We start from the raw sequence: 13,875 nt of genomic DNA on the forward strand, positions 1-13,875 counted from the left end.
AAATGAAGACAGGCTCACTGATATATATATTTTTAATCTCATTCAGCTTTCTTTTTGGAAACAAAGACCTTAAGCAGGCTGACAAAGCTTATAAGCAACAGAATTACAGTAAGGCTGTCATTTTATATGAAAAATATAAGTCCGAAGAGGAAGGTCAGCGTGTTGATCCTGAAACTTCTATCCGCATGGCAAACTGCTATTATTTCCTGAATGATTTTGAAAAAGCAAAGAAAAACTATGAACTTGCCGGTGAAACAAATCTTAAAGGAGAAGATCGTATTACCTATGGCAAACTGCTCTTTCTGCAAGGCGATTACGACAAGGCATTAACATTTTTCCGTACAGACAGCGAAACAGATGTTCCTGATCATTACACCGAACAGGTTAACTGGATGAAAAACAGGACAAACGACACCTCTTCCTACACCGTAAAAAAAACAGATATCAATACTTTTGGCCAGTCTTTCGGAGTTCAGTATTACCAGGGTGGCATTGTTTTTTCTTCATCTTCCAGCAATGCAAACGTACTGGATTATCATTCCAATTTGAACTCAGAAAAAGAAGTTGACCTTAAAGGACTGGAATTTCTTAACCTGTATTATTCACCTGTCATCAACAACGGGGAATTAGGCAGACCTGTTCTGTTTTCTGAGAACCTAAAATCGGATTATCATATCGGTGCAGTAACTTTTTCTCCGGACTACAAAACCATGTACTATACCAAGGTGATAAAACTTCCACAGGAGCAAACAGTACTGAAAATTTACAAGGCAGAATACAAATCGGGCATGTGGCGTCAGATTGGACCATTGCCATTTAACAACGATAATACATATAACTGTGCCCATCCGGCATTGAGCATTACCGGTGACACCCTATACTTTGTATCGGATAAACCGGGAGGGAAAGGCGGTAAAGACATCTATTTTTCCAGAAGATCGGGGTCTTACTGGCTGGCTCCCCAGAACCTGACCGCTGTCAACTCTGCCGGTGATGAACTTTTCCCGTTTGTATCATCCGACAATATTTTTTATTTCGCATCAAACGGTTATCCGGGCTACGGTGGCCTTGATGTATTTAAAGTTGACCTGAAATCGAAAGACAAAGAAATTACGAATATGAAATACGGCATTAACAGTCGATTCGATGATTTTGCCTATATCCTAAATCCTGAAAACACAAAAGAAGGTTATCTGTCATCCAACCGCACAACAGGTGGCAGATACGACAATATTTACAGAATTGCCTTCGAAGAACCAAAGGAGATTGTTGAAGACACCGCTAAAACAGAACCGGTTGATACGGTTCCGGCAGTAGAAGAAAATCCGTTTGTAGATATGGATATTCAGGTCTCGAATGCCCTTTCCGGTGTTCCGATAGCCGATGTTCTTGTGGCATTGACTGACGAAACAGACAACTCACTACTGTTTGAAGGTACAACTGACCAGCTTGGTAAAACAGGATTTAAAGTTGAGAAAGCTTTAATAGATCCAACCACCGACATTCATGTTTCGGCAAGGGCACAGGGCAAATTTGAACCCTATGAACGTACACTCAAAGGAGAGGATTTTATTAATCTTAACTCGGCATATACCGACATTAATATCATTCCGATTATTGAAGAAACACAGACCATTACTATTCCCCAAAATAAACTTAAATTTGCATTGAACAGTTACGAACTGTCGTATGATGCAAAAAAGATACTGGAACGTTGGTATGAGTACCTCAAATCAAAACCCAATATCAGGTTGAGGTTAAATGCACATACCGATTCACAGGGAGATCTGGATTACAACCTTGCATTATCACAAAAACGTGCAGATAACGCGAAGGCTTATCTTGTTCAACGGGGCATTAATCCAAACCGGATTGTAGCCAGGGGGTATGGAGAACGTTACATCCTGAACCATTGTAAGGATGGCGTTGACTGTACTGATGCAGAACATGAGGTAAACCGACGCATTGAAATTATTGTAATTGTTGACTAGTAGAACCCTCAAAAAAATTGAAATGAAAAGAACAGGAATTTTTATACTTATTCTTTCAGCCATACTGTCGTGTACCGTGTTGATTACCGCGCAGGACAAGGTGCAGAAGCCTGTTGATGCAGAATTCTTCACCATTCAGATCAAAGCATTATCGAAAGAAGTTCCAACCTCATTTTTCAAGGGGCTGGAAGGTGTATGGTCAAAGAAGAATGAAGATGGCCTGTATAAGTATTACTACGGGAGATATCCTAATTATCAGGCAGCAAGAACAGCCATAGAAGATGTCAGGAAAAAAGGATATCCCGATGCCTTTGTGGTCTCCTCCCGCAAAATAATTAAAAACAAGGTATGGCAGAATGTAGTGGAAGAAAAACCAAAAGAAAAAACGGCTGAACCAAAAGTCAATAAAAGTAACGTCATAAAGGGTGAAGTTGTGGTTTATACCATCCAGCTTTCGGCCTTTAAGTACCCCGTTTACAAAGACTTTTTTGCCCCCCTTACCGGGATTATGGAATTTCAGTTGGAAGATAAACTTTTCAGGTATTGTATCGGAAAATATCTCAGTCAGGATGAAGCAGAGGTTGCTCTTGAAAAGTATAAGAAAATGGGCTATGACAAGTCATTTATCGTGGAATTCGATAAATACGAGCCCTACGCAATAGAATAACAGGCATGACATTTTATAAAGTTTTACGGTTGACCCAAACAGCCGTAATATTTTTCTTATTTCACATTATATCAGCGCAGTCTCCTATAGACGAAGCCTTGAACAGGCAGTTTGCCGTTTTAGGGTCCGGTTTACCTGAAACTGCAAAAAAAGCGGCCAGCGATTCCGTCGGATTACTGCTGTCTTCCTACTTAAAGCAGCCCGGATCGTTTCATGTAAAACCCATGGTTGACCATTTGGGTAAAGTATCTTCTGCCGATGACAAACTCAACATTTATTCGTGGAACTATCAGGGCGACGAGATGCTCTATAAATACGGCTGTGTCATACAACATAAAACCGGTGAGGGAAGGATGGAAATAACCGTTTTAAAAGATTCACGTAATAATATTCCTGAAACCGAGGTTCTGAAAGCCGCTGAATGGTATGGCTGTCTTTACTATGCCATTGTTGTAAAAACAAAACGTAAAAAAACATATTATACGCTGCTGGGATGGGACGGTTATAATAATATCGTTGCCAGAAAAATAATTGATGTTTTAATTTTTAAACCGGAACATGAACCTGTTTTGGGGGCATCTGTTTTTAAAATGGACAGAGGAACGCAGAAACGTGTGGTTTTCCGGTTTTCTGCCACCGGATCTATGGTTCTGGTGTATGATCCTGATTATAAGCGAATCATTTTCGACCATCTTAGCCCTGCTTCACCAGAACTGGAAGGTCAGTATCAGTATTATGGTTCAGACTTTACCTACGACGGTTTTAAGTTTAAAAGAGGAAAATGGGAGTTTGAAGAGATGCTGGATCCGAGAAATAAAAATGACTAACACAAACACACACGTATATGAAATATTTAGTATTAACAACACTTTTAACTGTGTTTATCATGAATGGATGTACAGATAAAAAAGTAAATGAAGTGAAAAACGACACCTTTAACTACAATGTCGAAAAGTTTGCTGACCTGAAGATTATACGCTACAAAGTTCCCGGATTTGAAGATCTGAGCCTGAAGCAGAAAGAGCTGATTTATTATCTGAGCCAGGCAGCCATAGAAGGAAGGGATATTATTTTTGATCAGAACTACAAATACAACCTGCCGATCCGTCAGACGCTGGAAGCCATTTACGAAAACTACAACGGGGACAAAGAAAATGCCGATTATAAAAATTTTGTGATCTACCTTAAACGGGTTTGGTTCTCTAATGGCATACACCACCACTACTCCATGGATAAGTTTAAACCCGGCTTCAGCCAGAACTTCTTTGTGACAGAGGTTAATAAGGTGCCGGAAGAAAAACTTCCCATGGTTAAGGCAGACTTACTGAAGACCCTGGTTCCGGTCATTTTTGATCCTGAAATAGCAAAAAAACGGGTCAGCCTTGCCGAAGGAAAGGACCTGATAAAAGCATCAGCCAATAATTACTACGAAGGTGATTTATCGCAGGACGATGTTGAGGAGTTTTATGCTCAGATGAAAGTTCCTGATGATAACGAACCGATATCGTATGGTTTAAACTCAACACTGGTTAAGAAAGACGGTAAAATTAGTGAAGAGGTATGGAAGACAGATGGCAAATACGGTCCGGCTATTAAGCATATAGTCTATTGGCTTGAAAAAGCAGCTGAGGTAGCTGAAAACGATAATCAGAAAACCGTGATCAATCTGCTGATTGAATTTTATAATACAGGCGATCTGAGAACCTTCGATAAATACAACGTAGCCTGGCTGCAGGATCAGGCTTCACGCGTGGATTTTGTAAACGGTTTTATTGAAACCTACGGCGATCCGCTCGGACTGAAAGCCAGTTGGGAAAGCATTGTGGATTTTAAAGATCTGGAAGCCACACACCGCACGGAAATCATCAGCAGCAATGCACAGTGGTTTGAAGATCATTCTCCCGTGGATGACAGGTTCAAAAAGAAAAAAGTAAAAGGCGTTTCTGCAAAAGTGATCACTGCTGCTATGCTTGGTGGTGACTGCTACCCAGCAACGCCAATTGGTATCAACCTTCCGAATGCGGACTGGATAAGAAAGGAATATGGTTCAAAATCCGTTACACTCGAGAATATCACTTATGCTTACGACCAGTCAGCTAAAGGAAACGGCTTTTTGCAGGAATTCGCTTATGATCAGGCGGAAATTGACCGGGTGGAAAAATACGGTTTCATGACCGGAAACCTTCACACAGACCTGCACGAATGCCTCGGACACGGTTCGGGTCAGTTATTGCCCGGTGTGGCCGGCGATGAATTGAAAGCATACGGAGCAACCATTGAAGAAGCCCGGGCCGATTTATTTGGCCTCTATTATATGGCTGATCCTAAGCTTGTTGAACTGGGATTACTGCCAAACAAAGAAGCATTTAAAGCCGAATACGATTCTTATATCCGGAACGGGCTGATGACTCAGCTCACCCGTATTGAGCCGGGAGATAACATAGAAGAATCGCACATGCGAAACCGTCAGCTGATTGCAGAGTGGACATTTGAACATGGGAAAGATGAAAACGTAATTGAGGAGATTGTCCGAGACGGCAAAACATATTTTAAGATTAATGACTATGAAAAAATGCATAAGCTGCTGGGCCAATTGCTGGCTCTGATACAGAAGATTAAATCAACAGGTGATTATGCAGCTGCAAAAAACCTGGTGGAAACATATGGCGTTATTGTAAATCAGGATTTGCTTAAAGAGGTAAAAGAACGTTATGCAAAACTTGACCTCGCACCTTACGGCGGTTTTATTAATCCATCTTATAAACTTATTGAAAAAGATGGCAGTATTACGGACGTTGAAGTAAGCTATCCCGATGATTATGCAGCACAGATGTTGAATTACTCCAAACATCACAGCTGGCTGACCAGATAAACAATAAGGAATTACGAATTACGAATGTGGAATTACGAATTATAATTCCTTATAAATCCAATAAAAACAGGCTTCCGTTGGGAGCCTGTTTTCGTATAGTTTTGCCAGACAAATCTTTCACTGACCGAAAATATTAACCGGTGACTATTATTTTCGTAACTTCGAAATTAGAAACTTGAAAGCCGGAATATAACCATGAATAAAACTGACGAGCGGTTTATGCAAAGAGCTATACAAAAAGCGAAAGAAGGTATGGATGCTAATGCCGGTGGTCCGTTTGGCTGTGTCATCGTAAAAGACGGTGAAATAATTGCTGAGAGTCACAACAGGGTGACTTCTGCCAATGATCCCACTGCACATGCTGAGATTGTTGCCATAAGAGAAGCCTGCCGTAAGCTGAACACTTATCAGCTGGAAGGCTGTAAAATTTATACTTCCTGTGAACCCTGTCCCATGTGTATGGGTGCCATTTACTGGGCAAGGCCCGATGTGGTGTATTATGCTGCCTCTAAAACCGACGCAGCAAAAATCGGATTCGATGACGGATTTATCTACGATGAATTCAGTAAACCAATCTCCAAGAGAAAGATCAGGTTTATAAAAATTCTTCCGGAAGCAGCACGCTCTCTATTTGAACAGTGGACAACTAAAACGGATAAAACGAAATATTAACCATATAGAATCAGGGTGAACATTCATAAGCTACAAAACTCACCACCCCGGAACTATCACTTTTAGTTTAAAATACCGGTGTTATCTCTATGCCCTGATGTCCTACCTCATCAAGATAATCCAGACGTCTTTGCTGTTCTTCCTTAGCCTTATCTTCACTGCAGGTCAGGTACACATAAATCGGACCTACCCCCATTTTAAACTTAACCATGCCATCTCCGGAATCCTCCAGATCGGGCAGCGTAAATTCTCCGGCGTAGGTTCCATCTTTTCTCAGTACTCTGCCTTTGTAAGATGTTGCACCCTCAACGGCTTTAAATTCTGCCACAAAGGTTGGATGGCCCAGTGAATATTCCATTCCACCGGTACACCCGATACTTGAAAACGAGTTAATAAGCACTTCTTTTGTGAAGGACACAAAGAATGACACACAGCCTTTTTTATTATTCACCTTCATGTTATCCTTACCAACTTCAGTCAGTTTTCCGGTTGTCTTGTTTTTAGCGTAAATGACAACAGAAACTGTTTCGTAATTATCACCGGAACCAAGCTGTGATTCAGTGGCCGTAGAGATATATGAAACAGTATTTGAGGAAGTGACGATAGAAACGCCAAAATTATTGGGGTTATCATTGATGTCCTGCACTCTGCCTCCAAACTTATTACTGGTTTCCCAATGAAACTCAAGGTCCTCCACTTCCGGATCAGTAAACGTCATATAGGAAACTTTAATTTGTGTTGCATCACCAAGGCAGACTTTAACCTCTTTCGGTATCAGATTGACTTCTGCATCAATTGAATTTACAGACCATTGTTCCACCGACCTGGCCTTTGTTCTGAATTTATCATTAAAGCTCATGTTTTTACTCATCGTCTCAAGGACATACTTTGTACGTGGATATCCGGTTTCTATAAGTTCCTGACTTTGAATAAAAGTGTTGGGCATTGATCCGTTTTCTGAAAGAACGTTGTAGACATTCTTCAAAACTGTTCGCAGATCATCCGAAAGCCTTACATTGCCATACAGTTGAGGAAACAGGATTTCTGATGCAGATTTAAAATCATTATGTTGGATATCATCAAGCACATCGGGATCAGATTGCAGAACCGGAAGAACTGCATTGTAAAGATCCGTTTCCCTGCTATCTCCGTAAGGAGGCAATAACCCTTTATTACCCCCGATATCGAGAAGAGCCGGCAGGAAAAAATCAAGCGCATAGGTCTTCATATTCAGTTCCTCATAAGCTTTTTGTTCTCTCGCGCTTAAATCGCGATCGATAGAATTAAGAGATCCGGAACCAATAACCACAACTTCATATGTAGCCAGAAATTCCAGGGATGTATTCACAGGCAGTTCAATGGGCCCCGTCTCAGAAAGATTGTCAACTGAGGCATTCTGAGCATTGATCTGGGCAATATTGGTGCCGACATCCAGTGTTTTGATGTCCATCTGTTTTCCGGGTTCAAAATTGAATTCTTCAACAGGATTATCCAGGTAGTTGGTGATATGGCTTAGATTTCCGTTCCGGTCATAATACGATTTCTTATATATAAAAACTTTTGTTCTTCGGGGAAAGGCATTCTGCATCTTGATGTGCACAGAATCAAGATTTACGACCGTAATACCACTTTTTGAATCTTCACCATCTATTAAAATCCGTTTGAGATCGAGGCCTGTGCTTTTTGTCGAAAGTTCATTGATTTTAGCATTGATAAGCGGAAGATAGGTTCCTTTGGAATACATTAGAGGATCAGCATTAAACAGATCTCCGATTGATTTCACTAGATCAGAAAAACCGGGAATCATTCTGACATTTTCTAAAAATACGGCTTTGGCATTATCCGGCAAAAGATAGTAATCCAGGGCATAATAGAGCATGACCTCGGTTGTGGTTTCCACATTTATGGATGTTTGATTCTCACCGATAAAGCCCGCAAGCATGACATTATCATTTTCATCCAGCAGACATGCCAGTTCATAACTGCCTTTATTGGCTGGCAGATTACCGGTCATTTTACTGTTTAAATCACTGGTTGAACTCAAACTGAACAGTGTAGCACGCGTTAAGTTTACGGTTGATCCACCGGGCAAATCCACTGTAATATCCACAGCAGTTTCTTTTGAATCTGCTGACTTGCCTTTATCTCCGGAACAACTGATAATAAGATTGGAAAATAACACGATAATTAACAGGTATTTACATATAGCTTTCATAAAATAATAGTATTAATTGAATTAAACCTATAATATGCGAGTGCTTAAACTGATTACCGTTTTTTATAATCAGATGAGTAATAAGGGAGAGTTTATCCGAACTTATTTGTCCGTTTGCTATCACATCGAAAAAAAATACATATGTCATCAGCACAAACAGAGAAAATCTATTCATAAAAAGAAATGACAACCCTACAATAACAGCGTGAACAGACTTAAAACAGAAACTTATCCGGCTCAATATTATCTAAAAATTCTTTTGTATTTTGTAACGGCTAAATGCAAAACTGAAAAAGCCATAAAGAGAAATGACTGTCTTACAAAACACATACAAAAATTTTGATACAGATCGCTTAGTGATCAGGCCTGTTCAGCTTGAGGATGCGGATTTTATACTGGAATTACTGAATACGGAGAAATTCATTCAATACATTGGTGACAGACATGTAAGAAGCATTGAAGATGCAGAACAATACATCAGGGATAAAATGTTAGCCCAGCTTGAAAGGCTTGGATTCGGGAATTATGTGGTATACAGCAAAGCTGATCATAAAAGAATCGGAACTGTCGGATTGTTCGATCGGGAAGGTTTGAACGCAGTGGATATCGGCTTTGCCTTTTTACCCGAATATGAAGGCCGGGGCTATGCATTAGAAGCGGCTCAGAAAATAATGCATGCTGCTTTTTATGACTTCAATCTGCCAATTGTGTGTGCCATTACTACGAAAGACAATTATGCCTCACAAAAGCTCATTGAGAAACTGGGTTTGAAATATATCGGCACAACCGAAATTCCTAATGATGATGAAGAACTGCTGTTATTCGAATTGAAATTATAGTTTTATTTCTATAAATTATTAGATGTGAGTATTTTATTTAAGGATTTCAATAATTAGAAACCTAATCTAAACAAAAATGAAATTACTAAAAACGAATAAGAGTTCTATCGCACTGGCTTTATTAATTATTCTTACCATAATTGCAATGATGGTATTTAAGGAATATTCGAAGTATTTCTTTTGGACTATTTTTATAGAAATTACATTTTTGCTTTATATTACTTTAATCAACAAAAAGTCGCTTGCAAAAGGAGAAGTCGCTATTGGGAAGAAAGGCTTTTTCATAACAACTCAAACCGTGCTATATTTTTTTATGGCCCTTTTGTTTTTAATACTAACACTTACAAATAAAGGATATTTAGATACAATTTATTTAAGGATAAATATTTTACTGTCATATTTTTATATTATTCTGGGAGCAAAATATTTAGACCGTTATGAAATCATATGTCACGAAAAATACATTATTATTCATGGAAAAACATTTAAGTTTTACAGAATTTATCAAACAACAATTACTGAAGACGCCATAGAATTCTATTATTTTAATGTGCCTAAAAAAATAGTATTGAATAAATATACTGCTGATGTTAAGGAAAAACTGATAAAGATATTCGATCAAAAAGCTTCTAAATTAAGTGAATATTTGCAGGATTAACAACAGTACAGTTTGTATTAGGTTTCTAATCAAATAATGTCTTACCGCTTCCCTTTAAAAAAATCTATCAGTAAATTGGCACACTCATTTTCAAGTATGCCACCTTTAAGTTCGGTTTTAGGATGAAGCAGTTGGGTCCCTGTTTTTGTAAATCCGCGTTTTTCGTCGTAAGCGCCAAAAACGACTCTTGAAATCTGTGCCCAGGATAAAGCTCCGGCACACATCACGCAGGGTTCAAGCGTAACATAAATGGTACAACCTGTCAGGTATTTGCCGCCCAGAAAATTTGCTGCTGCAGTAATGGCTTCCATCTCGGCGTGTGCTGTTACATCATTCAGTGTTTCGGTATGATTGAATCCACGGGCTATAATCCGGTTATTCATTACGATCACTGCACCCACCGGTACCTCCTCCGCATACAAAGCCCGTTTGGCTTCGGCCAGCGCTTTCTGCATAAAATATTCATCGGAAAAAAGTTCGGCCATGGAATCAGCGTTTAACAATCATGCGATCCATCTCTTCCTCATCAAAAAGCGTAGGATAGTCCAGTTCGAACTTGTAGATCAGTTTTGAAAATATAGATTCACGAATGAAACTTGATTTGTTCCTTACACCGTAATCGGTACAAAAGCGGGCGAAAGACTTCATCTCCTCCTCGTTTAGCATGAAGGAGATCCGGTGCTTTCTTTTTAACATTTCGCGCTTACGGTCCATATCTGTTCCAAACTTATTAAATTCCCATTTCACTGACTAATAAAAAACGCCCTGCTTATTCACAAAATATGAACGTAACCCTTAATCAATCACCTCTTTAAGTTTCACGATTAATTCTTCGGGGGTCACCAGATTCTGTTCACCGGATGTCATATCTTTCAGGGTAAACTTTCCGGCTTCCATTTCAGAATCACCGGCAAGCACGACAAATGGTATTGACTTGCGGTTGGCGTAAGTCATCTGTTTTTTCATCTTGGCATTATCCGGATAAAGTTCACAGTTTACACCTGCCAGTCTCAGCTTTCTCAGGCCATTTAAACAATATGCTGTCTCTTTGGGTCCAAAATTAATAAACAATACTTTTGTGGATGCCGGACTTTCTTTCGGATAGGCGTCTAGTTGATTCAGTACATCATAAATACGATCGGCACCAAAGGAGATACCAACGCCCGAGACTCCCGGTAATCCGAATATTCCGGTAAGGTTATCGTAGCGTCCACCGCCACAGATAGAGCCAATCTCCACATCACTGGCTTTTACCTCAAAAATGGCTCCGGTATAATAATTTAAACCACGGGCCAGAGTTAAATCCAGTTCTACCGGTAGGTTCAGGTTTAAACCATCTATCCAGTTAAAAATCTCTTCAACTTCATCAACCCCTTTCATGGCAGTTTCCGAAGCGGACAAAACCTGTCGCAACGTATTTATTTTTTCGTCTGCAGAACCGGATAACATTATAATCGGCTGTAGTTTATCAATGGCTTCGTTTGAAACCCCTTTCAACTGCAACTCCTTATTCACATTCTCCAGTCCTATCTTGTCAAGTTTATCAATGGCCACCGTGATATCAACAATTTTATCCGCTTCACCAATGACCTCGGCAATGCCTGACAAAATTTTACGGTTATTCAGTTTTACAGTTACATTGACGCCAAGGGCAGAAAACACATCGCTGATGATCTGTATCAGTTCAACTTCGTTCAGCAGCGATTCTGAACCGACCACATCCACATCACACTGATAAAATTCACGGTAACGTCCCTTCTGTGGTCTGTCAGCACGCCAAACAGGCTGAATCTGATAGCGTTTAAACGGAAACGAAATTTCACTCTGATGCTGTACCACAAACCGGGCAAACGGCACGGTAAGATCATAGCGCAAACCTTTCTCTGTAACAGCATTGGCCAGAGCCAGCGAATCATCACCATTTTGTATATCAGAATCAACTTTAGTTAAAAAGTCCCCTGAGTTTAAAATACGAAACAGCAGTTTATCACCCTCTTCTCCGTATTTCCCTAGCAAGGTTGAAAGGTTCTCCATAGCCGGAGTTTCAATGGGTAAATAACCATAACGCTGAAAAACAGACCGAATTGAATCAAAAATATAGTTCCTGCGAACCATCTCTTCAGGAATAAAGTCTCTGGTTCCCTTAGGAATTGAAGGTTTTTGTGCCATTTATTAATTATTTACTGAATATCATTTTAAGTGCTGCAACCAGCATAAAAATACCGAATAACTTTCTTAATACCTTATCGGGCAGGCTTACTGAAATTAATGATCCCAGATAGGCTCCTGCCACAAAAATCAGACTGAGGATCAACGCATTTTTCCAGTTTACATATCCCATTCTTGAATATTTCAGGGCGGCAAGGATTCCAATTGGAGGAATCATGATGGCCAGACTAGTACCCTGTGCTTCATGCTGTGAATACCCCAGAATAAAAACCAGTGCGGGAACAATCAACACTCCACCTCCCACACCGAGGGTTCCACTTAAAATGCCTGCAAGCAATCCAATAGCGAGTAATATTAGAAGTTCTGACATCCTCATACTGAATTTTGTGCAAAAATAGTCAAGATTATTTATAAATCAGAATCAAACCTGTTTCGTTAAGCTAAATTAAGTGAACCGGCTGATAAAGCACCTGTTCTGAACTTTCTGCGGCTTGTTTACTGCGTTATAAGTGGACTTTTACATCCCAGAACCTGGAATTTAGGCTACATACGTTAAAAAATCTTTAAATCACTGAGAAATTTACATATTTTCAGTTAATTTTGATCTCCTAACAGAAAGCAATGCAGGATATGAAAAGATTCAGACGTACTTCAATTTTATTGACTCTCATCGTATTTACCTCATCATTATTTGCACAAACACTCAGTCCTAAAATAGCATTCTCAGAAACGGAACATGATCTGGGAAATATAAAGGAAGATGGTGGAAAAGTAGAGACCGTATTTGAATTCCGTAACCTTGGTCAGGAGCCACTGATGATAAAAAATGTGAGTTCATCCTGTGGTTGTACCACACCGACCTACTCCAAAGAACCGATCCTTCCGGGTAAGAGCGGTCAGATAAGAGCGGTTTTTGATCCTATTAACAGACCCGGTAAGGTATTAAAGCATATTACCGTTTATACAAATGCCAGTCCTGAACCTGTTATCCTTACCTTGACCGGTAATGTAGAAAAAAAGGCACCAACCATAATCGACAAGTATCCCTACAGTTTCGGTGACGTCCGTTTAAATAAATCTCATGTATCATTTTTAAAAATGAACAAAAACGAGGTTAAGGAATCCAGGGTAAACATCATTAACACTTCTGAGAATAAACCGGTAAAAATAGAATTCATACGTGTTCCTGAATTTATTACAGTTCAAACAGAACCACAGATTTTACAACCGGGTCAGGCAGGCGTAATCAACATAACGTATGATGCATCCAAAGTGGATGACTGGGGATTTATTCTAAGCGGTATGTTCATGAAGCAGAATGGACAGGTAGATTACAATCATAAACTTTCTGTTAGTGTGACCATTGAAGATGATTTCACTAAAATGTCGCCACAGGAACGTGCACAGGCACCGGATATCGTGTTTGAGAATACAACCTTTAATTTTGGCACCATCAAACAGGGACAGAAAGTAGAATATGAATTTCCGTTTGTGAATACAGGAAAATCAAACCTGATCCTGCGGAAGGTTAAAGCTTCTTGTGGCTGTACGGCCATAAAACCTGAAAAATCAGTGATTGCACCGGGGGAGAGATCGTCTATCAAAATTGAATTTGACTCCAGAGGAAAATCAGGAAGACAGTATAAAACGGTTACGATAATTACAAATGCACCAAACCATTCCACTGTTATTTTAAAGATTATCGGAACTGTAAATTAGAGGCATCAGCACAGAACGGGCATAAGGATCTTACAGTGTAAAAGCCTGTGTTATAACAATCAAATATTCAGAG

13 protein-coding genes are annotated in these 13,875 nt (G+C 39.6%); 8 read left to right on the plus strand and 5 right to left on the minus strand.

Annotated elements, in window-relative coordinates:
* Positions 1-2 precede the first annotated feature (2 nt).
* The 5 genes from ACE1EF_RS16070 (at position 3) to ACE1EF_RS16090 (ending at position 6,202) form a co-directional block, all read left to right on the plus strand.
* A complete protein-coding gene (locus tag ACE1EF_RS16070; RefSeq protein WP_375721710.1) occupies positions 3-1,991 on the plus strand; it encodes an OmpA family protein in 1,989 nt (662 codons plus the stop codon).
* A 22-nt stretch (positions 1,992-2,013) separates the two neighbouring features.
* Complete coding sequence (locus ACE1EF_RS16075) at positions 2,014-2,658, plus strand: SPOR domain-containing protein (protein WP_375721711.1); 645 nt, start codon at positions 2,014-2,016, stop codon at positions 2,656-2,658.
* Between the two features lie 5 nt (positions 2,659-2,663).
* A complete protein-coding gene (locus ACE1EF_RS16080) occupies positions 2,664-3,485 on the plus strand; it encodes a hypothetical protein (protein ID WP_375721712.1) in 822 nt (273 codons plus the stop codon).
* 17 nt (positions 3,486-3,502) lie between these two features.
* Positions 3,503-5,530 carry a dipeptidyl-peptidase 3 family protein gene (locus ACE1EF_RS16085; protein ID WP_375721713.1) on the plus strand — a complete coding sequence of 676 codons (2,028 nt, stop codon included), beginning with the start codon at positions 3,503-3,505 and terminating at the stop codon, positions 5,528-5,530.
* Positions 5,531-5,725: 195 nt separating this feature from the next.
* A complete protein-coding gene (locus tag ACE1EF_RS16090; RefSeq protein ID WP_375721714.1) occupies positions 5,726-6,202 on the plus strand; it encodes a nucleoside deaminase in 477 nt (158 codons plus the stop codon).
* A gap of 67 nt (positions 6,203-6,269) precedes the next feature.
* Here ACE1EF_RS16090 and ACE1EF_RS16095 read toward each other — a convergent pair whose 3' ends face one another.
* A complete protein-coding gene (locus ACE1EF_RS16095; RefSeq protein WP_375721715.1) occupies positions 6,270-8,417 on the minus strand; it encodes a hypothetical protein in 2,148 nt (715 codons plus the stop codon).
* Positions 8,418-8,725: 308 nt separating this feature from the next.
* Here ACE1EF_RS16095 and ACE1EF_RS16100 point away from each other — a divergent pair, with 308 nt between their 5' ends.
* Together ACE1EF_RS16100 and ACE1EF_RS16105 are read left to right on the plus strand one after the other, a co-directional pair.
* The gene (locus ACE1EF_RS16100) at positions 8,726-9,256 is read left to right on the plus strand and encodes a GNAT family N-acetyltransferase (RefSeq protein WP_375721716.1); all 531 of its coding nucleotides are present in this window, start codon (positions 8,726-8,728) and stop codon (positions 9,254-9,256) included.
* Between the two features lie 76 nt (positions 9,257-9,332).
* On the plus strand, positions 9,333-9,914 hold the full coding sequence (locus tag ACE1EF_RS16105; RefSeq protein ID WP_375721717.1) for a hypothetical protein: 582 nt from the start codon (positions 9,333-9,335) through the stop codon (positions 9,912-9,914).
* A gap of 41 nt (positions 9,915-9,955) precedes the next feature.
* Here the strand turns inward: ACE1EF_RS16105 and ACE1EF_RS16110 are convergent, their stop codons facing one another.
* The 4 genes from ACE1EF_RS16110 to ACE1EF_RS16125 all read right to left on the minus strand — a co-directional run bounded on the left by ACE1EF_RS16110 (position 9,956) and on the right by ACE1EF_RS16125 (position 12,453).
* Positions 9,956-10,399 carry a nucleoside deaminase gene (locus ACE1EF_RS16110; RefSeq protein ID WP_375721718.1) on the minus strand — a complete coding sequence of 148 codons (444 nt, stop codon included), beginning with the start codon at positions 10,397-10,399 and terminating at the stop codon, positions 9,956-9,958.
* A 4-nt stretch (positions 10,400-10,403) separates the two neighbouring features.
* Positions 10,404-10,628 (minus strand): plasmid mobilization protein, encoded by a 225-nt coding sequence (locus ACE1EF_RS16115; RefSeq protein ID WP_375721719.1) that lies wholly within the window; start codon positions 10,626-10,628, stop codon positions 10,404-10,406.
* A gap of 81 nt (positions 10,629-10,709) precedes the next feature.
* Complete coding sequence (gene hisS, locus ACE1EF_RS16120; protein WP_375721720.1) at positions 10,710-12,083, minus strand: histidine--tRNA ligase; 1,374 nt, start codon at positions 12,081-12,083, stop codon at positions 10,710-10,712.
* A gap of 7 nt (positions 12,084-12,090) precedes the next feature.
* Positions 12,091-12,453, minus strand: a complete 363-nt coding sequence (locus ACE1EF_RS16125) for a sulfite exporter TauE/SafE family protein (protein ID WP_375721721.1) — start codon at positions 12,451-12,453, stop codon at positions 12,091-12,093.
* Between the two features lie 260 nt (positions 12,454-12,713).
* On the opposite strand from ACE1EF_RS16125, the gene ACE1EF_RS16130 reads away from it, so the two are divergent.
* A complete protein-coding gene (locus ACE1EF_RS16130) occupies positions 12,714-13,802 on the plus strand; it encodes a DUF1573 domain-containing protein (protein ID WP_375721722.1) in 1,089 nt (362 codons plus the stop codon).
* Positions 13,803-13,875: the final 73 nt, after the last annotated feature.

This window comes from Quyinboa sediminis, from assembly GCF_042219855.1.
Lineage (GTDB): Bacteria > Bacteroidota > Bacteroidia > Bacteroidales > UBA5342 > JBHJHP01.